This is a genomic window from Gordonia sp. UCD-TK1 (assembly GCF_001691435.1).
Taxonomy (GTDB): Bacteria; Actinomycetota; Actinomycetes; order Mycobacteriales; family Mycobacteriaceae; genus Gordonia; species Gordonia hongkongensis.
In genome coordinates this window covers 99,370-124,523 of the sequence record NZ_LZMP01000057.1, presented here as the reverse complement: position 1 = coordinate 124,523, position 25,154 = coordinate 99,370, and the positions used below count along the sequence as shown (strand labels likewise).

At 67.7% G+C, this 25,154-nt stretch carries 19 protein-coding genes; 4 read left to right on the top strand and 15 right to left on the bottom strand.

What is annotated here, in order from left to right; translation table 11 throughout:
- Nucleotides 1-12 precede the first annotated feature (12 nt).
- Nucleotides 13-945, top strand: coding sequence for an antibiotic biosynthesis monooxygenase (locus tag A9310_RS21850; protein WP_065632407.1), 933 nt, complete (start codon nucleotides 13-15; stop codon nucleotides 943-945).
- Between the two features lie 7 nt (nucleotides 946-952).
- On the opposite strand, the gene A9310_RS21845 is transcribed toward A9310_RS21850, so the two are convergent.
- Complete coding sequence (locus A9310_RS21845) at nucleotides 953-1,342, bottom strand: YchJ family protein (protein WP_065632362.1); 390 nt, start codon at nucleotides 1,340-1,342, stop codon at nucleotides 953-955.
- A 113-nt stretch (nucleotides 1,343-1,455) separates the two neighbouring features.
- Here A9310_RS21845 and A9310_RS21840 point away from each other — a divergent pair, with 113 nt between their 5' ends.
- From A9310_RS21840 to eutC, 3 genes are all read left to right on the top strand, one after another.
- On the top strand, nucleotides 1,456-1,683 hold the full coding sequence (locus A9310_RS21840) for a dodecin (RefSeq protein ID WP_065632361.1): 228 nt from the start codon (nucleotides 1,456-1,458) through the stop codon (nucleotides 1,681-1,683).
- 163 nt (nucleotides 1,684-1,846) lie between these two features.
- Nucleotides 1,847-3,256 carry an ethanolamine ammonia-lyase subunit EutB gene (locus A9310_RS21835; RefSeq protein ID WP_065632360.1) on the top strand — a complete coding sequence of 470 codons (1,410 nt, stop codon included), beginning with the start codon at nucleotides 1,847-1,849 and terminating at the stop codon, nucleotides 3,254-3,256.
- Nucleotides 3,253-4,056 carry an ethanolamine ammonia-lyase subunit EutC gene (gene eutC, locus A9310_RS21830; protein ID WP_065632359.1) on the top strand — a complete coding sequence of 268 codons (804 nt, stop codon included), beginning with the start codon at nucleotides 3,253-3,255 and terminating at the stop codon, nucleotides 4,054-4,056. The genes A9310_RS21835 and eutC overlap by 4 nt, the downstream gene beginning before the upstream one ends.
- A gap of 115 nt (nucleotides 4,057-4,171) precedes the next feature.
- Here the strand turns inward: eutC and A9310_RS21825 are convergent, their stop codons facing one another.
- The 14 genes from A9310_RS21825 to trpC form a co-directional block, all read right to left on the bottom strand.
- Entirely contained in the window at nucleotides 4,172-5,236 is a 1,065-nt protein-coding gene (locus tag A9310_RS21825; protein WP_065632406.1) for an IS110 family transposase, read from the bottom strand.
- Nucleotides 5,237-5,760: 524 nt separating this feature from the next.
- Nucleotides 5,761-6,066 carry an SHOCT domain-containing protein gene (locus A9310_RS21820; RefSeq protein ID WP_065632358.1) on the bottom strand — a complete coding sequence of 102 codons (306 nt, stop codon included), beginning with the start codon at nucleotides 6,064-6,066 and terminating at the stop codon, nucleotides 5,761-5,763.
- 41 nt (nucleotides 6,067-6,107) lie between these two features.
- Nucleotides 6,108-6,578, bottom strand: a complete 471-nt coding sequence (locus A9310_RS21815) for a DUF6325 family protein (protein WP_065632357.1) — start codon at nucleotides 6,576-6,578, stop codon at nucleotides 6,108-6,110.
- A 53-nt stretch (nucleotides 6,579-6,631) separates the two neighbouring features.
- Complete coding sequence (locus A9310_RS21810) at nucleotides 6,632-8,461, bottom strand: long-chain fatty acid--CoA ligase (RefSeq protein ID WP_065632356.1); 1,830 nt, start codon at nucleotides 8,459-8,461, stop codon at nucleotides 6,632-6,634.
- A 108-nt stretch (nucleotides 8,462-8,569) separates the two neighbouring features.
- On the bottom strand, nucleotides 8,570-10,555 hold the full coding sequence (locus A9310_RS21805) for an ABC transporter ATP-binding protein/permease (RefSeq protein WP_065632355.1): 1,986 nt from the start codon (nucleotides 10,553-10,555) through the stop codon (nucleotides 8,570-8,572).
- 221 nt (nucleotides 10,556-10,776) lie between these two features.
- Complete coding sequence (locus tag A9310_RS21800; RefSeq protein ID WP_226513515.1) at nucleotides 10,777-11,286, bottom strand: hypothetical protein; 510 nt, start codon at nucleotides 11,284-11,286, stop codon at nucleotides 10,777-10,779.
- A 25-nt stretch (nucleotides 11,287-11,311) separates the two neighbouring features.
- On the bottom strand, nucleotides 11,312-12,190 hold the full coding sequence (locus A9310_RS21795) for an acyl-CoA thioesterase II (RefSeq protein ID WP_065632354.1): 879 nt from the start codon (nucleotides 12,188-12,190) through the stop codon (nucleotides 11,312-11,314).
- A 64-nt stretch (nucleotides 12,191-12,254) separates the two neighbouring features.
- Nucleotides 12,255-13,679, bottom strand: a complete 1,425-nt coding sequence (pyk, locus tag A9310_RS21790) for a pyruvate kinase (RefSeq protein ID WP_065632353.1) — start codon at nucleotides 13,677-13,679, stop codon at nucleotides 12,255-12,257.
- A 174-nt stretch (nucleotides 13,680-13,853) separates the two neighbouring features.
- Nucleotides 13,854-15,359 (bottom strand): glutamate synthase subunit beta, encoded by a 1,506-nt coding sequence (locus A9310_RS21785; protein WP_065632352.1) that lies wholly within the window; start codon nucleotides 15,357-15,359, stop codon nucleotides 13,854-13,856.
- A complete protein-coding gene (gene gltB / locus A9310_RS21780; RefSeq protein ID WP_065632351.1) occupies nucleotides 15,352-19,923 on the bottom strand; it encodes a glutamate synthase large subunit in 4,572 nt (1,523 codons plus the stop codon). Before gltB ends, A9310_RS21785 begins: the two co-directional genes overlap by 8 nt.
- Before the next feature lie 272 nt (nucleotides 19,924-20,195).
- Complete coding sequence (gene lgt / locus A9310_RS21775) at nucleotides 20,196-21,941, bottom strand: prolipoprotein diacylglyceryl transferase (protein WP_065632350.1); 1,746 nt, start codon at nucleotides 21,939-21,941, stop codon at nucleotides 20,196-20,198.
- A gap of 78 nt (nucleotides 21,942-22,019) precedes the next feature.
- The gene (trpA, locus tag A9310_RS21770) at nucleotides 22,020-22,829 is read right to left on the bottom strand and encodes a tryptophan synthase subunit alpha (RefSeq protein ID WP_065632349.1); all 810 of its coding nucleotides are present in this window, start codon (nucleotides 22,827-22,829) and stop codon (nucleotides 22,020-22,022) included.
- Nucleotides 22,826-24,172, bottom strand: a complete 1,347-nt coding sequence (gene trpB, locus A9310_RS21765; protein ID WP_065632348.1) for a tryptophan synthase subunit beta — start codon at nucleotides 24,170-24,172, stop codon at nucleotides 22,826-22,828. Before trpB ends, trpA begins: the two co-directional genes overlap by 4 nt.
- A gap of 62 nt (nucleotides 24,173-24,234) precedes the next feature.
- Nucleotides 24,235-25,053: an indole-3-glycerol phosphate synthase TrpC gene (gene trpC / locus A9310_RS21760; RefSeq protein WP_065632347.1), complete on the bottom strand. Its 819-nt coding sequence runs from the start codon at nucleotides 25,051-25,053 to the stop codon at nucleotides 24,235-24,237.
- Between the last annotated feature and the right edge of the window lie 101 nt (nucleotides 25,054-25,154).

Genomic DNA, 25,154 nt, shown 5'->3' with positions numbered 1-25,154 from the left:
GCGATCATCGCGGTGTCGGTCTTCCACGCCGGCGAAACCGGCGATTTCGCGGAGTGGGCCGCGACGCTCGCCGCGTCGGCCACCGACTCCGACGGCTGTCTGGGTGTCGCGATCTCGGCGGTGACCGACGGGCATTTCGATCCGGCGGTCGCCACCACCTTCGTCGACGAGGACGCCCTGGATCGTTGGCTCGACAGCTCGGGTCACCGCGCGGCGCTCGATGCCGGACGAGCGCACGGTTGGCTACCGGCGACGCCCGTGCTCGAACTCGTCGACGGGCGGTCGCCGCCGCCCGGTGTCGGAGCGTTCCGGCACGACATCGTCGCCGGAGCGGTGCCCGAATTCGTTGCGGCACAATACGTGCTGACCGACGCAGCGAGCGAGTTCGGCGGTTACGAGGGCACCGCGCTGTTCGTCGATGCGCAACAGGAGACATCGCTGTCGGTGTTGCGGTTTCGCACGGGCCGCCAGCTGGCGGCCTGGGTCTCGTCGAGCCGACGCAGCGAAGCGCTCGCCGGGCTGCGTTCGAGCCTGACCCATGATTTCGAGACGATGGCCAGCACGACGGCCTTCGGCACCACGGTGCGCACCGATCGCGGCCGGATTCTGCAGACACCGAATTGGAAGTCGGCGATGATGGTGCTGCTGGTCCTGTACCCGACCGTGATGACCCTCTCCAGGTTCCTCGGCCCGACACTCGATCGCCTCGGTGCGGAGCCGTGGCTGGCACTGTGGCTGAGCCAGGTGGTCAGCGTCTCGCTCATGCAGTGGTGGCTGATGCCATGGGCCTCACGCCCGTTCCGGCGGTGGCTCGATCCGGTCGACGGAAGCAACTGGCGGAGCAACATCGCGGGAGCGGCTACGGTCCTGCTCCTCTACCTCCTGTGTCTGACGGTGTTCGCCAACGTGACGTGGCTCCAGTTCTGGGACTACGCCGACGCCTGATCTCGGCTCACCCCACGATCCCGTCGACGTACAGCCAGCGGCCGTTCGCTCGGAGGAAGCGACTGCGCTCGTGCAGCGATCCACGCTCCGCACCTCGCCGATAGTGGGCCGTGAACGTGACCTCTCCCTCGACCTCGAACAGTGAACCGCCACTACTCGACTCGATGTCGAGGCGGTACCAACGGATCGACTCGTCCAGATCGAGTGCGGCGGGGCGGGTGTCGGGATGCCAGCTCGCGAGCAGATGATTCCGATCGCCGAGCGCGAAAGCGGTGAAACGCGAACGCATCAACGTCTCTGCGGTCGGCGCGGCCCGCTCACCGGCGAGAACGGGACCGCAGCAGTCGCCGAGCGACAAGCCGGACGTGCACGGGCATCGCTCGGGGACGTCCCGCATTTCCGAACCGCGTTTCACCCCTCGATCGTAGGGTAGACAGGAGTGGCGGCCCGCCCGGGCGGCGGACCCACCGCGGACTATGCCCAGATGTTCTCACGATTGGAGCGATTACCTTGTCGGACAATGTGTATCGAGTCATCGAAGTGGTCGGATCGTCATCGACCGGCACCGACGACGCCATTCGTAACGCGATCGCTCGTGCCTCGCAGACCGTCAAGCATCTCGATTGGTTCGAGGTCACCGAGACCCGCGGCCACATCGAGGAAGGTCAGATCGCGCACTTCCAGGTCACGCTGAAGATCGGTTTCACGCTCGAGTCCTCTGCCGACGCGGCACAGTGACCCGCGACCTCACCGCCGTGAGTTCGCGGCGGTGAGGAACGCACCGATCTCGGCCCCGACGGTGCGAGGAGACGCCCGCGTTCGGCATGCGCCCGGTCGGGTCCGAACCTAGACTTCGGGGGATCATGACGCGCACTCAGCTCCTCCCCGGCCGGTCGATCTGATGAAGTACACACAGACGATCGCCGGCACCACCTATGGGTTCGACGGCCTCGTCGAACTCATGGCGAAGGCCACCCCACGCCGATCCGGCGATGAACTGGCCGGTTGCGCCGCCGACTCCGACGCCGAACGTGCCGCGGCCGCATGGCAACTCGCCGATGTGCCACTGAGCCGATTTCTCGACGAGCCGCTGGTGCCTTACGAGTCCGACGAGGTGACCCGACTGATCGTCGACACCCATGACCGGACCGCGTTCGCCGAGATCGCCGACCTGACCGTCGGCGGGTTCCGGGACTGGCTGCTGGAGATCGCCACCCGATCAGATGCCGGTGAACGGCTCGCCCGCGTCGGCCCCGGACTGACCCCCGAGATGGTGGCCGCCGCGTCGAAGATCATGAGGAACCAGGACCTGATCCTGGTGGCGGCGGCGACCAGGGTGACGTCCGCCTTTCGCACGACCATCGGACTGCCCGGCCGGATCGCGACGCGCCTACAGCCCAACCACCCCACCGACGACCCACGCGGCATCGCCGCGGCGACCCTCGACGGCCTGCTCATGGGCTGCGGCGACGCGGTCATCGGGATCAACCCGGCGTCGGACTCGCCGCGGGCGACCGCCGACCTGCTCCACATGCTCGATGACATCCGGCAGCGTTTCGAGATCCCGATGCAGTCGTGCGTGCTGTCGCACGTGACGACCACGGTTGACCTCATCGAGCAGGGGGTGCCGGTCGATCTCGTGTTCCAGTCCATCGCGGGCACCGAGGGCGCCAACAAGGGGTTCGGCGTCACCTTGGACATCTTGCGCGAGGCCGACGAGGCGGGCCGGTCGCTGCGCCGCGGAACCGTCGGCGACAACGTGATGTACCTGGAGACAGGTCAGGGGTCGGCGCTCTCGGCCGGTGCGCATCTCGGCACCGGCGGCAAGCCGGTCGACCAGCAGACCCTGGAGACGCGGGCCTACGCGGTGGCGCGGATGCTGAAACCGTTGTTGATCAACACCGTCGTCGGCTTCATCGGACCCGAGTATCTCTACGACGGCAAACAGATCATCCGCGCGGGACTCGAAGATCACTTCTGCGGCAAGCTGCTCGGGCTCCCGATGGGTGTCGACGTCTGCTACACCAATCACGCCGAGGCCGACCAGGACGACATGGACACGCTGCTCACCCTGCTCGGCGTCGCCGGCGCCGCGTTCGTCATCGCCGTGCCCGGGGCGGACGACGTGATGCTCGGTTATCAGAGCCTGTCGTTTCACGACGCCCTCTATGTCCGTGAGGCACTCGGACTGCGGCCCGCGCCGGAGTTCGAATCCTGGCTGGCGCGTCTCGGCATGACCGACGGCGCCGGTCGCATCCTGCCGGTCGATCCGGGCGAATCCCCACTCCTGCCACTGGCGTCCGGGCGATGACGCCGACCCAGCCCGCACCCGCGGACGATCAGCCGACCCCGGACCCCTGGACCGAGCTGCGCCGGAGCACACAGGCCCGGATCGGACTCGGACGCGCGGGCAATTCGCTTCCGTCGCAACGAGTTCTCGAGTTCCAGTCCGCTCACGCAGTCGCCCGCGACGCCGTCCACGAGCCGCTCGACGTCGAGGATCTCACGCGCGCGATCGGCGAACTCGACCTCGATCCCCCGATCGTGGTCCGGAGTCGCGCGGCAACGCGCAGCGAGTACCTGCGCCGACCCGACCTCGGCCGGCTACCCGAAGATCTCTCGCAGCTCCCGCACGCCGACGCCGAGATCGGGATCGTGCTGGCCGACGGACTGTCACCGCGGGCCCTCACCGATCACGGCGGCGGCCTGGTCGCGGCACTGTTACGTCAATTCGACGGCCGGTACTCGATCGCGCCGCCGGTCATCGCGACCGAGGCCCGCGTCGCCCTCGGTGATCACATCGGCGAGGCGCTCGGCGTCAGCACGCTCATCGTGATCATCGGCGAGCGTCCCGGCCTCTCGGTCGCCGACAGCCTGGGCGTCTATCTCACCCACCTCCCCCGGCCGGGACGCGCCGACTCCGACCGGAACTGCATCTCGAACATCCACCCGCCCGACGGTCTGCACTACGACGTCGCCGCACGGACGACTGCCGCGCTCATCGACGGCGCCCGGAAACTCGGACGATCCGGTGTCGCACTGAAGGACATGTCGCGCACGGACGCCCTCGCGCAGATCGACGACGCGGAGGCACTCCCGCACGAGTCGTGAGTGCGTTTCACTCCCTGAGGTGCGAGCGAAGCGAGCCTCCTTCTGCTCGCTGATCCGAAAGGACGACACAACCATTGCTCCCTGAGGTGCGAGGAGCGCAAGCGACGAGATGGTCCTATAGATTGTCAAGCGCTCCGAGGTCGGTGGTGAAGGCTTTGTAGAGTTCGCGGGCGACGTAGCGTTTGAGGCATCGGATGATTTCTTTCTTCGTTTTCTCGTTCTCGCGGCGGGCGAGATAGGCGCGGGTGGGGGCGTGGGATTTGATCCGTCCGACGACGATCATGTGCAACGCGCTGTTGGCGCCACGGTCACCGCCACGGTTGAGGCGGTGACGCACGGTCTTACCTGAGGAGGCCGGCAACGGCGCGACGCCGACGAGTTTGGCGAACGTCGCTTCGGTACGCATCCGCTGGGCGTTCTGCCCGATCGTGATCAGCAACCGCGCGGCAGTGATCGGACCGACCTGAGGGAGCGCCAGCACCGTCGGCACCAACGCCTTCAACAACGTCTTCAACTCGCGGGTCAGCGTGGTGACCTCCCGGTGGGTCTGCCGATACCGCCCGGCAATAGACTTCGCCGCGAACACGAACGCTGCACGCGGGTCGGTCAACGACGCCGGGGCCGTCCACGATTCGACCAGTGCGAGTCGCTGCGGGGTGGTGGTGCGGGTTTTGAGTTGGTCAGCGAATTCATCGGGTGCGGTGGTGCACAGATCACGTAGCTGGTCACCGAGTTGGGTGCGGTGATCGACCGCCATTCTCCTTGCCACATACAGCATTCGGATCGATTCGGTGACACCTGAGGTGTCTTTGGCGTGGCCGCTGGCCCGACCGGTGAGCACCGCCATCGCCGCGGCGTAGGCATCGAGTTGATCGGACTTGCCGTGGGCTCGCCGCGCCCGCACATCCGGGGCGTTGATCTCGATCACCTCGACACCGTTCGCGGTCAATTCCCGGGCTAGTCCGGCACCGTAGGAGGCACTGGATTCGACCCCGGCCTGCTCGAGGCGGCCGTGGGTGCGGGCCCACTCCAGCAGCTGCCGGTAGCCGGCGGCGGTGGCCGAGAATTCCTGATCGGCCAACGGCTGGCCGAGGGTGTCGATGATCGCTGCGTGATGGGTTTGTTGGTGGGTGTCGACTCCGAGTACGACCACTTGCATATCCACTGCGGTCTCGGTCATTCTGGCGATGTCTCCTTCACTGCGGTGTTGGATGACCTCGCCGGGGCGGGTGGACACGACAGTGAGGAGTCACGGGCTCACGCCCGAACACGGCCCTTATTGGGTCACACCCGCCCAGGCCTCTCCAAGGTCGTTTGCGGCGGTGATCACCGGCGGAATGAGGTCGACAGATCTCGTCCATGACACAAGGTCAGCCACGAAGCAGGTCAGACCTCACCCCCGACGATCACCACACCCATTCTCACTGCCACGAAGGGTTTGACGACGCATCTCACCAAGACCCTTCGTGACGGCCTCCGCAAGCTCCGGCCTCCTCAGGGAGCAGTAATTGGGCCCGCTCCGAGCACAACGAGTTCGTTCCAGTCCACGACGGCCGCCAGGTGCAGCTACTGAGGTGCGAGCGAAGCGAGCCTCGAAGGACTCCATACGTGTCTCACCCGGCCCTTCGTGGCTCGTCGCTAACGCTCCTCGCACCTCAGCGACCAGTTGGGTCTGTGCTTCTTTCGGATCAGGGAGCGGAGGGGTCAGGTCCCGAGGATCTTCGCCTTCTGTGCGGCGAACTCGGCCTCGGTGAGGATGCCCTGCTGGTACAGGGCTCCGAGCTCCTTCAGCGCCGAGATGGTGTCCGTCGGGGTCGATGCGGGCGCCTGCTGCTGAGGCGGCGGGGCGTACTGGGGTTGTGCGTACTGTTGTTGTGCCCGTGGGTCCTGGGCAGCGGCACCCTGCTGAGCCCATCGGCTCGCCTGGCGTCGGGACACCCGGTTGCTCACCGCCGTCGCGGTGCCGGAGATGACGGCGGTGCGGGCGACGCCGCGGAGAAGTCCTGGCATGGTCTGTCCTTTCGAGGTTTCAGGTCGGTGGTCGCAGTGCGCTACGCGGTCGGAGCGGCCGGCGCCGCCTCGTCGGCCGCATCGAGTTGGGCGAGCAGTGCGTTCACCGGTATCCGGCCCGAAGCGACGAGCTGTCCGCCGCCCTTTCGGACGGCGGTGGCGAACGGAGCAGCCCATGCGTTCTCCCAGACGAGGACGGCCGCGCTCGACCCCGGATCGATCACCGTGGCCGCCTCCGCGAGGTCGGAGTCGTCGAGCAGGGAGGTCGCCGCGCCGTCGAAGATCGCGAAATCAGCGCCGAGCGAGTTGATCTCGAGCCGGGCGACCGTACCGTCGGCGTCCTTGGTGATGAAGACGATGTCGATCAGTCGCACGATCCCGCGGTCGATCAGATCGATGAGATGTGGAAGTGCCTCACCGGTCGGCTGCTTGCCCGTCCACTCGACCACGATGTAGTCGATGGGTCCGAGTTCGCGGTCAGCCGTCTGGTCGACACCTGCTTGGTCGTCCAATTCCTTCTCCCTGTCTCGTGCCGTCGATGTGACCGTCTGGCAACGGGCCCCGGTCACGACCTCAGATCCACCACCGAACGTCCCGGTTGCGCCTCGTACAGTTCGCCGATCTCACTGGCGTACTTGGTCGCAATCGGCTTGCGGCGCAACTTCATCGTGGGGGTGAGCTCGTCGCCGCCGGGATCCCAGGCGGTCGGCACGATGGTAAATCGTTTGACCTGCTCCACGCGGGACAGTGACCGATTTCCGGCACGGATGGCCACCGCCACCTCGTCCACCACGTCGGGGTGCGAGGACAACTCGGTCAGGTCGGCACCGGACAGGTCGAGTCGCTTGGCCCGCGCGGCCGCCGCATCCGGGTCGAGAACCACGAGCGCGGACACATAGGGCCGGCCGTCGCCGATCGCCGCGACCTGACCGATCAGCGACGACGCCGCCTTCATCGCGTTCTCGATGTTGGTGGGCGACATGTTCTTCCCGGACTCGTTGATCATCAGTTCCTTCTTGCGGTCGACGATGGTCACGTTGCCGTCACCGTCGATCGTCGCGATATCACCGGTCGACAGCCAGCCGTCGGCATCGATCGTCTCGGCCGTCTTGTCGGGCTGTTTGCGGTAGCCGCGCATCACGACCGGTCCGCGGACGAGGAGCTCTCCGTCGTCGGCCAGTCTCACCTCCATGCCGCGGACCGGTTTGCCGACGGTTCCGATCCCGAGGTTGTCGCTGGTCGTCATCGTCGAGACGCCGGTGGTCTCCGACATCCCCCAGACCTCGAGAACCGGGATACCGAGTCCCAGGAAGAATTTCAGCACCTCCGGTGGGATCGCGGCCGCACCCGATCCGGCGAAGGAGACCTGGTCGAGGCCCAGCGCGGTACGGACCTTGTGCAGCACCAGGCGGTCGGCGAGACCGTGTGTGAGACCACCGGAGCCCTTGCCGTCGATCTGGGCCTGCGCCGCCGAGGCTCCGGCGCGGAACGCCCAGTCGGCGAGCGCCTTCTTGACCGGGCTGGACTCCTCGGCGAGCTTCGCCTCGATCCCCGCTCGGATCTTCTGCCACACCCGCGGCACCCCGAAGAAGAACGTCGGGTGCACGTCGGGAAGGGCCGCGGCGATCTCCCGGGGATCGGGCACCGTGGTGATCTGGATGCCGCGCATCATGTTCGCGGCGTGGGAGGAGACCCGGTCGGCGATGTGCGCTGCGGGTAGATACGAGATGGCCCGGTCGTCGAAGCCCGCCTGAACGATCTCGGCGAGCGCCGTCATCTCGGCGACGATGTTGCGATGGGTGATCTCGACGCCCTTCGGCGGGCCGGTGGTGCCCGAGGTGTAGATCAGGGTCGCGAGGTCCTCGGGTTCCACCGCCTGCCACGTCGCGGTGAAGTCGAATCCGGCCGGCGGCGGAGACTGTTCGAGATCGGCCAGCGACAACGCGCCCGTCGCGACGCCGTCGACGACGATCGTGGTGGACACCCCGGTCGCCGCGGCGGTGATCGCGGGCAGGAACACCTGCTCGGTGACGACGACGGAGTTCTCCGCGTTGCCGAAGAGGTACTCGATCTGTTGGGGCGAACTGGTGTTGTAGATCGAGAAGGGAACCGCGCCGAGGTGCAGCGCCGCGGCGTCGACGAGGTGGAACTCGGGGCGGTTCGTCAGCATGATCCCGACGGTGTCGCCGCGCTTGACCCCCAGGGCCGCGAGCCCGCCGGCGATGGCTTCGACGCGCGCGGCGTACTCCGTCCACGTGATCTCCTGCAGCCCACCGACCGTACGGATGGCGACGGCGTCGGGCCGTACGGTGACCGTCTGCTGGAACGCGGCGGGCAGCGTCGCCACCGCGACACCGGTCTGATGGGGGAAGGTGATGGTCTCTGCAGCGGTCATGACAGTCCTCGACTGGCCGAAGTGATGTGTTGCACGTCACATTAGCCAGTTTGGGCGCGCGTCACGGCCGGTTCCGGTGAATGGTGAACTGTTGACAAAAACCCCAGATCAGGACCGTTTGTCGAGCGAAGGACGCTCGGTCAGCGACTCAAGATTCCAGGCGCCGCCACCGGTCAGTTCAAGCAGGTCGGTGTGATGCTGGTCGGTGGTGCTGCGGTGACTCACCGACACCAGGATCGTCTCCGGCAGCTCCGTGCGGACGAGCGAGTACAGCGAGTACTCCAGCCCCTCGTCCACAGCCGAGGTCGCCTCGTCCATGAACACGGCCTGCGGCCGGGTCAACAGGATGCGCGCGAAGGCGATGCGCTGCTGCTCGCCCGGGGAGAGCACCTTGACCCAGTCCTCCTCGTCGTGGAGCCGGTCTGCCAGATGCGGGAGGAAGACCTTCTCGAGCGCCGCCTTGATGGCCTCGTCACCGACGTCGTCGGGCAGTGCCGGGTAGGCGACCGCCGTGCGCAGATCCCCCAGCGGGATGTAGGGCATCTGCGACAGGAACAGCGTGTGCTCCCCCGGCGGCCGGGTGAACTCGCCGTCGATGAAGGGCCACAGTCCGGCGAGGCCGCGGAGCAGTGTCGTCTTGCCCGAGCCCGACCGCCCTTTGACGACGAGAGCGGCCCCGGGTGCCAGGGACAGGTTGAGCGCGCTGATGAGTTCGTCGCCGCTCGGGGTCTTCACGTCGACGTCCGACAGAGCGACTGCGCGTTCGCGATCCACGGTCGTGACCTGGGCCATGGTGCGCGACCGTGCATCGGCGTCGGCGAGACCGTCGAGACGGATGATCGACGCGCGCAGAGCGGTGAAATCGTCGTAGGCGTTCCGGAAGAACGAGAGTGCGTCGTGCATCTCGCCGAAGGCGCTGGCGGTCTGCGTCATGTCACCGAGCTTGATCTGACCGTCGAAGAACCGCGGTGCCTGCACGAGAAGTGGGAACACCACCGCGAGCTGCGACGCGCTGAAGTTCCAGCCGACGAACGCCAGCTGCACATGGATGATCTGCCAGAAGTTCTTGACGACCGCACGGAATCTGGTCATGAGGTTGTTGTGTTCGACGCGCTCGCCGCTGTAGAAGGCGACGTTCTCCGCGCTGTCACGGACGCGGACGAGTGCGTAGCGGAAGTTCGCGGTGAGGCGTTCGCGCCAGAAGTTCAGTCGAATCAGCGGGCGTCCGATGGCGAACGCGACCACGCTGGCGACGAGAACGTAGACCAGGACCAGCCACATCATCATGCGCGGGATCTCGACGCCGAACAGCGTGACCGGCCCGGACAGGTCCCAGAGCACGACCGAGAACGACACGATCGACGCACACGCCGGGAGCACACCGTTCGTCGAGACCCCACCGCCGCCCCAGAACAACGACGAGCCGACGGTGGCGATGTTGGTGATGTCGGCCTCGATACGCTGGTCCGGGTTGTCGACGCCGGGGTGGATGTCGACGGCCCGTCGCTGCGGATCCGACTTACCGCGCCCGAATCGTCTGCGCCGCAACAGTCCAGCGCTGAGGTCGACGAATCGGTTGCGGTAGAAGGCACGGCCGGACATCCAGTCGGCCGTCGCCCCTTCGGTCAGCCAGTAGCGGAGCCGGATCTCGAAAGCCGCACCGACATAGATCTCCACCATGGTGCGGACGACGTGAGTGGCGGCGAGGATGCCGAAGATCGTGATCGAATGCCAGAACGCGTCTTTGCCGATCTGGAGCATCTCCGCTCCCTGGGGCCCGCCCGTCGCGATGCCCTCGGCCGCGGTTTGCAGGGACGTGTACAGGTCGTTGCTCCAGTAGCTGAACAGGACGCTCAGCCGCACACCGAGCAACGACAGCAGGGTGAGGACGACGACCAGCGCCCACGCCCAGACCCGGGTTCTCGGGTCGGTGAAGAACCCGCCGATCACCCGCCACAGCGGGCCGCCCCACCGGCTGAACCGCGACAGCAGATATCCGATCACCAGGATGGCCACGGCCGAGATCGCAAACGCGATCGCCAACCACTTCAGACTGGCCCACACCTCGTTGCCCCAGTCGATGCTGTACTCCACGCACACTCCTCGCGTCGGATGGCCCGGCGGCGGGCATCACGGTCGACAAACCCCGGTCGATCGCAGCGAGGACCCCGTCGCCACAACGGGTCCGGGCCTCAACGATGATCCGGCGCAGTTTAACCCGGCGTTCACCCGGTGTCCGGGCAACCGCGTCGACGGAGCGCCGACCGGCCGCCGGGAGCGCGGAATGTCGGTTTTGCCGAGCGGTTCTGGTGACGTCAGCCCAGCGGGCGCAGCACCGCGCCCTGCTGGAGCGCCGCGGTCGAGACCGACTCCGAGAAGCGACGGTCGGCATCGCCGACGCTGACGAGATAGCCCGCGTCGGTGTAGTCCACGCCGTTCACCTCGAAGGTGAGTTGGCACCCGTCGTCGCCGCGGAGGAACACCGACAGCGTGGTGCGGGCGACCTCCCCGCCGGCCGCGTCGAAGAGGACGACCGGTGCGCCGCGGGCCAACGTGCCGCCGTCTGGGAGCGCGGCGTTCTCGGTCAGACAATCCGCAACGACCCCGCCCTTGGCGGTGAACGTGGGCGTGGTCAGCAGGCCGGCGACGACCGCGACACCCACGACGACCGCGAAGACGATCACCGCGACCGCGGTCGCGACGATGACCGGGACACGCGTACGCCGCTGCCATGTCCGGCGCGGCAGCGGTGGGCCGGGGTCCAACCACATCTCGTGTGCGGGGCCGTACCCCGGGGTCATCGACCCGCCCGTGCCGCGATCCATGAGCTCCCCCTGCAGACCCGTGCGGTCACTTCTTGGGCGGGAAGTACTTGATGAGCGCTTCTTGCACGACCGACGTCGCGAGAGTGCCGTCGCGCATCCAGAACCGGCCCGATCCCATCCCGCGTGACCCGGTGGCGACCGGCGACCGGGTGGCGTACAGCAGCCAGTCGTCGAACCGGAACTCGCGGTGGAACCACATCGAGTGATTGACAGTCGCGGCGAACAACCGGTCCATGCCCCAGGAGAGGCCGTGGGTGGTGATGATCGAGTCCAGCACCGTGGTGTCGGAGGCGTAACACATTGCGGCGACGTGCATCACGGGGTCGTCGGGCATCGTGCCGTCGGCCTTCATCCACACCCGGTTGTCGGTCAGCTTCTCCCCCGCCTCCTTCGCCTTCCAGCTCGGATCGTTCGCGAAACGGATGTCGATGGGGTGCAACGCATTCACGAAGGCCGCGATACGGTCCTCGTAACCCTTGAAATGCTCACCGAGAGTGGGCAGTTCCTCCGGATAGGGCACCTGGGGGATCTCCACCGCGTGCTCGAGCCCAGAAGTGTTGTCCTGGAACGCTACCAGCATCGTGAAGATCTCTTCGCCGTCCTGCTTGGCCGTCACCTGACGATTGGCGAACGACCTGCCGTCGCGGAACCGGTCGACGTGGTACTCCAACGGTTTGGTGACATCGCCACCACGGATGAAGTGCGCGTGCAGCGCGTGGATCGGCGGGTTGCCCCGACTCAGGCTCCGGGCCGCCGCGACGACCCCCTGGCCGAGCAGCTGACCGCCGAACGTCCGGGCGGTGACCTGCTCGGGATGGTGCCCGATGAACAGGTCGTCACCCTGACGTTCGACGTCGAGCAACGCGAGTAGCTTGCCGAGATCCCCGGCCTGGTCCACGGTCATGCCTCACACCCTAGAACCCGGACGCGGCTGCGTCGCGCACCGGCCCGAGCAGGAGCGGACGCGGTCAGTGGTCCTGCTCGCCGATCCGGTGCACGTGGATCAGGTTGGTCGAACCCACCGTCCCGGGCGGGGCCCCGGCCACGATCACCACGACGTCACCCTCGCTGAGCCGCCCGATACGCAGCAGCTGATGGTCGACCTGGTCGATCATGTGGTCGGTCGTGTCGACGTGGTCGACGATGAACGTCTCGGTTCCCCAGCTCAGCGCGAGCTGGCTGCGGACAGCCTGGGTCGGCGTGAACGCCAGCAACGGGAGGCGCGAGTGCAGACGGGCCAGTCGACGCACGGTGTCCCCGGACTGGGTGAACGCGACCAGCGCCTTCACCTCGAGGCGCTCGCCGATGTCGCGCGCCGCGTAGGAGATGACACCGCGCTTGGTACGGGGCACGTGGGACAGCGGCGGCACGTCGCGGGGGCCGGTCTCGACCGCCCGGCAGATCCGGTCCATGGTTCGCACCGTCTCGAGCGGGTACTTGCCCACCGACGTCTCGCCGGACAGCATGACCGCGTCGGCACCGTCGAGGACCGCGTTGGCCACGTCGGAGGCCTCGGCCCGGGTCGGGCGCGAGTTCTCGATCATCGAGTCGAGCATCTGCGTCGCCACGATCACCGGCTTCGCGTTCTCACGGGCCATCTGGATGGCCCGCTTCTGCACCAGCGGCACTTCCTCGAGCGGCAGTTCGACGCCCAGGTCGCCACGGGCGACCATGATCGCGTCGAAGGCCAGCACGATGGCCTCGAGGTTCTCGATCGCCTCGGGCTTCTCGAGCTTCGCGATGACCGGCACCCGGCGGCCGACGCGGTCCATCACCTCGTGGACCAGTTCGATGTCGGAGGGGCTGCGCACGAAGGAGAGCGCCACCATGTCCACGCCCAGTTCGAGGGCGAATTCCAGGTCGGCGATGTCTTTCTCCGACATCGCCGGCACCGAGACACTCATCCCGGGCAGCGACAGCCCTTTGTTGTTGCTGACCGGGCCGCCCTCGGTCACGGTGCAGAGGACGTCGTTGCCCTCGACCGCGGACACGGCGAGGCCGACCTTGCCGTCGTCGACGAGCAGGCGGTCGCCGGGGCTGGCGTCCTCGGCGAGCTGCTTGTAGGTGGTCGAGACGCGGTCGTGGTCGCCCACGACGTCGTCGACGGTGATGCGCACCTGCTCGCCGGTCTCCCAGACGGTCGAGCCGTCACAACCGTCGAAACGGCCGAGCCGGATCTTGGGGCCCTGTAGGTCGGCGAGGACGCCGACGGCTTTCTCCGTGGTGTCCGAGGCCTTGCGGACGCGCGCATAGACGGCCGCATGGTCCTCATGCGTGCCGTGGCTGAAGTTCATCCGGGCCACGTCCATGCCGCTTTCGACGAGCTCTTTCAGTCGCTCGTCGCTCGCGGTGGCGGGGCCCAGGGTGCAGACGATTTTGGTTCGGCGTGTCACAAGAACACCTTAGTCCCGTCCATGGTCCATCTCCATGTCGCCGACGACATGTCACCGGCCCGCCACCGGCTGTTACCGCTGGTGGCGAGCCGCTACCGCCGAGTATGAAATTTACTTAACTTGTTGCGGCCGCGTGTGTTCGACCGAGCCCGTTGGGTGGCGGCGAGGGCCTGCTCAGCGCACCGACAGGGGCAGGGACGCCGGACGGACCGGAGACGGGAGGTCGGACTCGCCGACCAGGAACTCGTCGACCGCACGCGCGGTCGAGCGGCCCTCCGCGATCGCCCACACCACCAGCGACGCGCCGCGGTGGGCGTCTCCGCAGACGAACACGCCCGGGGCGTCGGTCTGCCAGTCGCTCCCGCAGGAGATGACGCCGCGCCGGTTCGGCTCGATCTCGAGATCGGTCAGCAGCGCCCCACCCCGCACCCCGGCGAACCCGATCGCGAACAGAGCCAGCTCGCAGGGGATCTCGAATTCTTCACTCACCGGCGTGATCTCGCGGCGCCCGTCGGCATCGCGCGTCACCTCTACCTCGGCGAGCACCATCGTCGTGACGTTGCCGTCCTCGTCACCCTCGAATCGCTGAACCGCGACCTGGTGCAGCCGTTCGCCGCCCTCGTCGTGTGCGCTCGAGGTCCGCATGATCAACGGCCATGTCGGCCACGGCGACCGTTCGTCGTCGCGCTGCCCGGGCAGTTCCGGGTTGTAGTCGAGTTGCACGACCGAGGCCGCGCCCTGACGGTGCGCCGTACCCAGGCAGTCGGCTCCCGTGTCACCACCGCCGATGATCACGACGTGCTTGCCCGCGGCGGTGATGGGTGACGGCCCGTCGCCCTCGCACTCCTTGTTGGCGGGCACGAGATGCTCCATGGCGAGGTGGATGCCGTTCAGCTCCCGCCCCGGCACCGGGTTGTCGCGCGCCTCCATCGCACCGATGGCCAGGACCACCGCGTCGTGGTTCGCGCGTAGATCGGCCACGGACAGGTCGGCCCCGACGTCGCAGTTGGTGACGAAGGTCGTTCCCTCCGCCCGCATCTGGGCGATACGGCGGTCGATGTCGGACTTCTGCAGCTTGTACTCCGGGATGCCGTAGCGGAGCAACCCGCCGAGACGGTCGTCGCGCTCGTAGACGCTGACGTCGTGACCGGCCCGGGTGAGCTGTTGTGCCGCAGCCAGTCCCGCGGGTCCGGAGCCGACGACCCCGACCGACTTGCCGGTCGTGGACTCGGGCGGCTCGGGCCCGATGATGCCTTCGGCCCACGACTCGTAGGCGATGGTCTTCTCGATGCGCTTGATCGTCACGCTGCCGCCGGTGGCCGGCTCGGAGATCGACAGCACGCAGGCGGACTCGCACGGCGCCGGGCACACCATCCCGGTGAACTCCGGGAAGTTGTTGGTCGCGTGCAGCCTGCTGCTCGCGGCATCCCACCGGCCGCGCCGGACGAGGTCGTTCCACTCCGGGATGAGATTGCCCAATGGGCAACCCGCGGTTCCGGAGTGACAGAACGGGATACCGCAGTCCATACACCGGCGGGCCTGTCCGCTGACCTCGTCGAGGACCTTGATCGGATTGTCGGCGTGCTCGTAGACGTCGTCCCAGTCCTGGACGCGTTCGGCGACCGGACGGTACTTCGCCTCTTTCTTCGGGACCTCCAGGAACCCGCGCGGGTCAGCCACGTGCCGCCTCCATGATCGCTGAATCGACGTCGCGCCCTTCGGCTTCGGCCATCCGGGCCGCGTCGAGGACACGCTTGTAATCGGTGGGCATCACCTTGGTGAACGCCAGGCAGCGTCGAGGCCAGTCGGCCAGTATCGATGCGCCGATCGCGGAACCGGTCAGTTCCGTATGCGTGGCGATGGTGTGCTTGAGCCAGGCGAGGTCTTCCGGGTCGGGACGCAGGAGTTCGACCATGGACATGTTGACCTTCGCGGGATCGAGGTCGTGGACGAACGCGATACCACCCGACATGCCGGCCGCGAGATTGCGTCCCGTTGGTCCGAGGACGACCACCCGGCCACCGGTCATGTACTCGCAGGCGTGGTCGCCCACTCCTTCGACGACCGCCGTCGCACCCGAGTTGCGTACCGAGAAGCGTTCGCCCACTCGGCCTCTGAGGTACACCTCGCCGGAGGTCGCCCCGTAGAGGATCGTGTTGCCGGCGATCACCTGGTCCTCGGCGACGAACAGCGAGTCGGGATTCGGCGTGACGACGATCTTGCCGCCGCACAATCCCTTTCCGACGTAGTCGTTGGTGTCACCGGTCAACCGGATCGTCACGCCCGGCGGCAGGAAGGCCCCGAGCGATTGCCCGGCCGAGCCCTCGAGCCTGACCGTGATCGTGTCCTCGGCGAGGCCGTCGGCCCCGTACCGCCGGGTCACCTCCGAACCGAGCAGGGTGCCGACCGTCCGGTTCACGTTGCGCACCGGCAACTCCAGGGTCACCGGGTGTGCGTCCTCGAGTGCACCCTCGGCGAGCTGGATCAGCGTCTGGTCCAGCGCGCGCTCGAGGCCGTGTTCCTGGCCCCGCACCCGACGACTCGGTCCCTTGTCCTCGACCTTGCGGAAGATCGGGCTGAGGTCGAGCCCCTTGGACTTCCAGTGCGCGACCGCCGCGTCGGTGTGCAGACGCTGCGACTGCCCGATGGCGTCGTCGAGCGTGCGATAACCCAACTGCGCCAGATACTTCCGGACGTCCTCGGCGATGAAGCGGAAGAAGTTGACCAGGTGGTCGACCTGACCGGTGAAGCGGGACCGCAACAGCGGATTCTGGGTGGCGACGCCGACCGGGCACGTGTCGAGGTGACAAACGCGCATCATGATGCACCCGGCGACGATCAGCGGCGCGGTCGAGAACCCGTATTCCTCGGCGCCGAGCAAGGCCGCGGTGATGACATCGCGCCCGGTGCGCAGCGCCCCGTCGCACTGCACCGTGATGCGGTCGCGCAGGCCGTTCAGCATCAACGTCTGCTGGGCGTCGGCGAGGCCGATCTCCCACGGCGTGCCGGCATGTTTGAGCGAGGTGAGCGGCGACGCGCCGGTGCCGCCGTCGTGCCCGGAGATGAGGACGACGTCGGCGTGCGCCTTCGACACCCCGGTCGCGACCGTCCCCACGCCCACCGCACTGACCAGCTTCACGTGGATGCGTGCCTGCGAATTCGCGTTCTTCAGGTCGTGGATCAGCTGGGCGAGGTCCTCGATCGAGTAGATGTCGTGGTGCGGCGGCGGCGAGATCAGCGCGACACCCGGCGTCGAATGCCGGGTCTTCGCGATCCACGGATACACCTTGTAGGCCGGGAGTTGGCCGCCCTCACCGGGTTTGGCACCCTGCGCCATCTTGATCTGGATGTCGGTGGCGTTGATGAGGTAGTCGCTGGTCACGCCGAACCGGCCCGACGCGACCTGCTTGACCGCGCTGCGGCGTTCCGGATCGTAGAGACGCTCGACGTCCTCGCCGCCCTCCCCCGAGTTCGAGCGGCCGCCGATCCTGTTCATGGCCATCGCGATGGTCTCGTGCGCCTCGGCGGAGATCGAGCCGTAACTCATCGCGCCGGTGTTGAAGCGCTTCATGATGTCCTCGACCGGCTCCACCTCGTCGAGCGGGATCGGTTCGCGCGCATCGAGATCGAAGTCGAACAGTCCGCGCAGGGTGCCGCCCTCACGCGAGAGCCGGTCGACCTCGTCAGAGTACTTCTGGAAGATCTCGGCCCGGCCGGTCTTGGTGGCGTGCTGCAGCAAGAAGATGGTCTCGGGCGAGAACAGGTGCAATTCGCCCTCGCGGCGGTACTGGTACTCGCCGCCGACCTCGAGTCGACGATAGACCTGTTCGGTGGGGTTCTCCGGGAAGGCCCGGTGGTGGCGGATGCGCACCTCCTCGGCCAGTTCGTCGAGTCCGACGCCCTCGATCCGCGACACCGTCCGGGTGAAGTACTCGCGCACCACCTCCGACGACAATCCCACGGCCTCGAAAGCCTGTGCCGCGGTGTAGGAGCTGATGGTCGAGATGCCCATCTTGCTCATCACCTTCAGCACACCCTTGCCGAGGGCCTCCAGATAGTTGCCGATCGCCTTGGCCCGGGTCACCCCGGTCAGCTCACCTTCGGCGATCAGATCTTCGATGGTCTCGAGCGCCAGGTAGGGATTGACCGCGGCGGCCCCGAAACCGATGAGAGTGGCGATGTGGTGGACCTCGCGGGCATCGCCGGACTCCACGACGAGGGCGACCCGCGTCCGCTCCTTGGTGCGGACCAGGTGGTGGTGCACCGCCGAGGTGGCCAGCAGCGACGGGATGGGCGCGTGCTCGGCGTCGGTGAGCCGGTCGGAGATCACGAGCGTCGTGTGCCCCTCGGCGATCGCCTGACTGGCGCGCATCCGGAGGTCCTCGAGCGCCGCGGCGAGACCCGCACCGCCCTCGGACACCTCGTACAGCGCGCGCAACACCTTCGCCGACAGACCGGGATTGTCCCCGTCGTCGTTGATGTGGACGAGTTTGGCCAGCTCGGCATTGTCCAGCACCGGCCAGTGCACCATGATCTGGCGGCACGACGCCGCGGTCGGCCGCAGCAGGTTCTGTTCCGGCCCCATCACGCGACTCATCGACGTGACGATCTCCTCGCGGATCGCATCCAGCGGCGGATTGGTGACCTGGGCGAACAGCTCGACGAAGTAGTCGTAGAGCAGACGTGAACGCTGCGACAGCACCGCGACCGGGGTGTCCGTGCCCATCGATCCGAGCGGTTCGTAGCCCGACGCCGCCATCGGGGTCAGGAGTACGCGCAGATCCTCCTCGGTGTAACCGAAGGAGATCTGGCGGCGGACGACGGTGTCGTGGTTGGGCTGGAAGACCGGCCGGTCCGGGAGCGTGGCGATGTCGAGCAACCCGGCGTGGAGCCACTCGTCGTACGCCTCGGCGTTCATGAGCTCGCCCTTGAGTTCCTCGTCCGGGATGATCCGGCCCTGCTCGGTGTCGACGAGGAACATGCGGCCGGGTTCGAGCCGGCCCTTGCTGATCACGTCGTCGACCGGGACGTCGAGCACACCGGACTCGGAGGCGAGGATGACCCGGCCGTCGCGTGTCTGCCACCACCGGCCCGGGCGCAGTCCGTTGCGGTCGAGGACCGCGCCGACGACCGTGCCGTCGGTGAACGTGACGCACGCGGGACCGTCCCAGGCCTCCATGAGCGAGGAGTTGAACTGCAGGAACGCCCGACGACGGGGATCCATGTCGGGCACGTTCTCCCACGCCTCGGGCACCATCATCATCACCGCGTGGTGGACGTCCCGACCGCCGAGGTGCAGGAGTTCGAGGACCTCGTCGAGCGACGCCGAGTCGGAGGCCTCGGGCGTGCAGATCGGGAACGCGCGCTTGAGATCGCCGGGGATGAGGTCGGTCTCGAGGAGCGCCTCGCGGGCACGCATCCGGTTCCGGTTGCCGCGCACGGTGTTGATCTCGCCGTTGTGCGCCACGAACCGGAAGGGGTGCGCGAGCGGCCACGACGGGAAGGTGTTGGTGGAGAACCGGGAGTGGACGATGGCGATCGCGCTGAGGCAGCGGTCATCTCGCAGATCCTCGTAGTATAGCGGGAGCTGCATCGTGGTGAGCATGCCCTTGTAGACCATCGTTCGACTCGACAGCGATGGGAAGTACAGCCCGGTGCCGGCTTCGTCGATCTCCGGTGTCACCCGTTCGGCCTGCTTGCGGAACGGGTAGATGAAGCGATCGAGTGCGAGCCCGGCGATGCGGTCGGCGCCGGGCGCCGGGTCGACGGTGACGAACAGCTGCATCATGTACGGCATGCATGCGACGGCCGTCCCGCCGACGTCGGCGTGTTCGTGGTCGACGGGGAGGTCCCGCCAGCCGAGTACGGTGATGCCCTCGTCGGCGGCGAGGGCCTCGACCCGTTCGATCGCGGCGCGGCGGAGATCGGGGTCCATGGGCAGGAAGCACGTTCCCGCTGCGTAGCTGTTCGATCCGTCCGCGGCGGGCTCGGGAAGGTCGAAGTCGACGGTGTCGCGCAGCAACTCGTCGGGGAGTTGGATCAGGATTCCCGCGCCGTCACCGCTGTTGGTCTCCGCCCCGGCCGCACCGCGATGCTCGAGGTTCTCCAGCGCCAGCAACCCGTCGGCGACGATCGAATGCGAACGGCGACCGTGGATGTCGGTGACCATGGCCACACCACACGAATCGACCTCGGCCTCCGGGTCGTACAGACCCTGCCTGGCCGGCAGCGCAGAAAACAGCATCACTACCTCCACTCGAACCGAGAACCGGCTCGCTGCTGAGTGTCCATTGGGACAGCACTGGCCCGTGGAGCATTGCGCGGCGTACGAATGACCGTGCCGAGATCGGTACCGGGCTGAGTCAGAACCGTTGAGCGCTCACGTGCTCTGGAACGGTCGGTACCGGGCGGAGGATCGCGCACCGTGAGATCCGATCCTATCCGAACACCCGGGGAGGCGTCGTCACCTGCGACCTGTGACCCTGCCGACGGATCAGCTCGTGGCAGGACCGAACGTCAGGACTTGTCCGCGTCAGCGGAACCGGCACCGGCACCCGGTGTGGTGTCGGTGGGGGTGTCCGTCGGGATGTCGGTATCCGACTCCTCGGCGGGATCGGCGGTGTCGGTGACCGCGTCGGCGTCGATGTCCGGATCGGCGTCGGCGACCGGATCGGCGTCGGCAACCGGATCGGCGTCGGCAACCGGGGCTGCGTCGGGGACCGAGCCGGTGGTCGAGTCGTCCTTGTCGGCCGCGTCCATGTCGTCGTCGGCCTCAGGGTCTGCGGAGTCCACGGTCTCGTCGGCAGCCGGTTCGTCCCCCGGCGACGTCGCCGTCTCCGGCTGAGCGGGCGTTCCGGCCTCGGTACCGGCCTCGGTCGCTGAGGTCGTCTCCTCGTCGGCCCCGAGGTCGACCGCTTCGTCTGTCGGAGTTTCGGGGTGCGAGGTGGTGTCCGACTCGGCCCCGTCGAGCGCTTCCTCGTCGAGCGCTTCGTCGACCGGCTTTTCGCCACCGGCCTCGACGGTGTCCTCGCCCGGCTCGACCGGACCGTTGGCAACCGGCTCCGGTTCGGCGCCCGGCTCCGCTTCGGTCGTCGAGTCCGTGTCCGGTTCGACGCCCGGCTCCGCATCGCTGCCCGCGGCCACGGGGTGTGCGGCCGCAACCGGGTTATCCGTGCCGGCGGTGTCGTCGGTGGACGGCTCCCCCACCGCGCCCGCCTTCCGACCCTGGTCGTCGGAATCGAACAGGGATGATCCCGCCGCACCCGTCGCCACCCCGGCGGCGGCCGCCGGACTCGGCTCCGGTTCGATGTCCTCGTCGTACCAGTCGTCGACGTACCCGGCGACACCCTGCTCCGCGAGCTCCGCGGCACGGTCGTCGTGATACATCTCCAGTCCCTGTTCGCGTCCCTTGGGCGCGACCACGAAATAGACGACGGCGGCGAGGAACACCAGCGCCGCGGTGAAGAGGTTCGGTCGGATGCCCGCGATGTCGTTGGCGACRGCCGCGCGGTCGTCGCGCAGCAATTCGATGAAGAACCGGCCCAGGCAGTAGCCCGCGACGTAGAGCGCGAACAACCGGCCGTGCCCGATGCGGAAGTACCGGTCGACGACCACCAGGAGCACGACGATGAGCACGTTCCACAGCAGCTCGTAGAGGAAGGTCGGATGGACCACCGCGACCACGACGCCGTTGGACACGCCGTCGATCAGTCCGGGGTCGGAGTACCCGGCGGCGTTCTCGCGTTCGTAGATCTCCAGGCCCCACGGGAGTGTGGTCTCGCGTCCGTAGAGCTCCTGGTTGAAGTAGTTGCCGAGGCGACCGATCGCCTGTGCCAACAGGATCGGCGGCGCGATGGCGTCGCCGAAGGCGGGCAGGCGGATGCCGCGCCGACGAGCGCCGATCCACGCGCCCACCGCACCGAGCGCGACCGCGCCCCAGATACCGAGTCCGCCGTCCCAGATCTTCAGTGCGTCGATCGGTTCCTTCAGCGCATCGGCACCGAAGTACGTCTTCCAATCGGTGATGAGATGGTAGAGCCGGCCACCGATGAGGCCGAACGGGACCGCCCAGATCGCGACGTCGAGAACTTCGCCGTCCTGGCCGCCGCGGGCCATCCATCGGCGGTTGCCCCACCAGACGGCGACGATGATGCCGACGATGATGCACAACGCATACGCGCGTAGCGGGAAGGGTCCGATCTCCCACACGCCCTGAGGCGGACTCGGGAGGTAGGCGAGCATCGTCGAGGTCGGCGCGATCACGCTGTCACCCTAGCCGACCGGATGGGACGTTCGACCTGTCGACCGGGACCCGCCGCGTCGATCACGAGAGCGTCCGGTTCAGACAGACGCCCGACGCGAGCGGACCCCTTCGGCCAGTTCGGAGACGAGCGAGGCCAACCGGTCCTGGCCCGCGTTCGCCGCGGTCACCAGCGCCGAACCCACGATGACTCCATCTGCGTACGAGGCGATCTGGGCCGCCTGCTCGCGGTTGCGAACGCCGAGACCGACGCCGATCGGGATGTCGGAGTACTCGCGAACCCGCGCGCACAGCTCAGGAGCCATGTCCGACACGGCATCTCGCGCACCGGTGACACCCATCGTGGAGGCCGCGTAGACGAAACCCCGGGACGCATCGACAGTGAGGGCGATCCGCTCGGTCGTCGATGACGGAGCGACGAGGTAGATGCGGTCGAGCCCGTGCCGGTCGGCCGCCTCGTGCCACTCCGCACCCTCTTCGGGGATCAGGTTCGGGGTGATGAGTCCGGCACCGCCGGCCGCCGAAAGATCACGCGCGAAATTCTCGACGCCGTAGTTGAGGACCGGGTTCCAGTAGCTCATGACCACCGCGTTGCCGCCGGCGGAGGTGATGGCCTCGACGGCGGTGAACACGTCACGGACACGCACACCGTTGGTCAGTGCCTGGTCGGCGGCGTCCTGGATGGTCGGGCCGTCCATCACCGGGTCGGAGTAGGGCACGCCGACCTCGATGATGTCGCAACCGGCGTCGACCATCGTCCGGAACGAGGTCAGCGACTCGTCGACGGTCGGGAAACCGACCGGGAGGTAACCGATCAGCGCACTGCGACCCTCGTCCCGGCAGCGGGCGAACACGGGGCCGAGCTTCGACGGGATCGACTGTGTGCTCATGCCTGCTCTCCGGGCTTCTGGACGTCCGACGATTCCGACAGGGTGGCCTCGTCCTGGGACGGCGGGGCGTCGAACAGCCCGAACCAGCGTGCGGCGGTGTCCACGTCCTTGTCGCCGCGACCGGAGAGACTGACGACGATGATCGAACCCTCCCCCAGTTCCTGCCCGAGTTTCAGGGCGCCGGCGACCGCATGGGCCGACTCGACGGCGGGGATGATGCCCTCGCGGCGACTGAGCAGCGCGAGTGCATCCATGGCTTCGGTGTCGGTGATCGGCCGGTACTCAGCTCGGCCGGTGTCCTTGAGATAGGCGTGCTCGGGTCCGACCCCCGGATAATCCAGGCCCGCCGAGATCGAATGGGATTCGATGGTCTGACCGTCGTCGTCCTGCAGGAGATAGGAGTACGCGCCCTGGAATGCTCCGGGTGTCCCACCGGTGAAAGTCGCTGCGTGGCGGCCGGTCTCGACGCCGTCGCCGGCGGCCTCGAAGCCGACGAGCCGGACGCCCTCGTCGTCGATGAACGGGTGGAAGATGCCGATCGCGTTGGAACCACCGCCGACGCAGGCGGTCACCGCGTCGGGCAGGCGTCCGGCCTTCTCCAGGATCTGCACGCGCGCCTCGAGCCCGACGATGCGCTGCAGATCGCGGACCATGACCGGGAACGGGTGCGGCCCGGCAGCCGTGCCGAAGCAGTAATAGGTGTTGTGCGCGTTGGTGACCCAGTCGCGCATGGCCTCGTTGATCGCGTCCTTCAGTGTCGCCGAACCGTTGTCGACCGCGATCACCTCCGCACCGAGGAGTCGCATGCGGGCGACGTTGAGCGCCTGGCGATCCGTGTCGACCCGGCCCATGTAGATCACGCACTCGAGACCGAGGAGCGCGCACGCGGTCGCGGTGGCGACCCCGTGCTGTCCGGCGCCGGTCTCGGCGATGACGCGGTGCTTGCCCATCCGCTGGGCCAGGAGCGCCTGTCCGAGAACGTTGTTGATCTTGTGCGAGCCCGTGTGGTTGAGGTCCTCGCGCTTGAGGAAGATCCGCGCCCCGCCGGCGTGCTCGGACAGGCGCTTCGCCTCGTACAGCGGAGACGGGCGGCCAGCGTAGTCGCGCTGCAGGCGGTCCAGTTCGGCGAGGAAATCGTCGTCGGCGCGGACCTTCTGGAAGGTCGTGGTCACCTCGTCGATGACGGCCATCAGGGCCTCGGGTACATGGCGCCCGCCGTAGACACCGAAGTGCCCGTGCTCGTCGGGTTCGATCGAGGTACGAGTGGTGAGCCCGACGCTCGCGGTGGGCAGCGGAGTCGCCTCGACGGCGTCGGTGCGGACGGAATCAGGATGAGCGGTCACTTCAACTCACAGACGATCGGGCCGACAGCATCACGCGGACCGATACCGGCCCGGACGCGTTGTCAGCGAACAGGTTTCGGGCACGACGGGTGTGTGCCCGCGGTGACGAGCTCACGGACCGCGGCACGCGGGTCGCCACTCGTGACGAGACCTTCGCCGACGAGAACCGCATCGGCGCCGGCACCGGCGTAGGCCAGCAGATCGGCGGTGCCGCGCACACCCGACTCGGCGATCCGGATGGTCTCCGTGGGCAGACCGGGTGCGATGCGCGAGAAGGTGTCCCGCTCGACCTGCAGGGTCTTGAGGTTGCGTGCGTTCACGCCGACGACCGAGGCGCCGGCTTCGAGGGCGCGGCTGGCCTCCTCCTCGGTGTGCACCTCGACGAGCGCGGTCATGCCCAGGCTCTCGGTGCGGTCGAGGAGTGAGGCGAGCACGTTCTGCTCGAGGGCGGCGACGATCAACAGGATGACGTCGGCGCCATGGGCGCGGGCCTCATGGATCTGGTACGTGCCGACGATGAAGTCCTTGCGCAACACCGGGATGTCGACCGCGGCGCGGACGGCGTCGAGGTCGGCGAGCGAGCCGCGGAACCGGCGTTCCTCGGTGAGCACGCTGATGATGCGCGCGCCGCCGTCTTCGTATGCGCGGGCGAGTTCGGCGGGGTCCCCGATGCTGGCGAGTTCGCCTTTCGACGGACTGGCGCGCTTGACCTCGGCGATGACACCGATTCCGGGCTGACGCAGGGCGGCCAGCGCATCCTTGGGGGCGGGAGCCTTGGCGGAGGCCGCTTTGACCGAGGCGAAGTCGACGACGGCCTCACGTGCCGCGACGTCGGCTTTCACTCCCTCGATGATCGATTCGAGAACGTTGGGCACGCTCACAGCGACTTGCTCCCTTCTCCCTCGACATGTGTTCTCAGGGTAGACGGGCCGTTCGGGCCGGTTGCGTCCGGGTTGGCCGATCCGTGACCTCATCGCGCTGA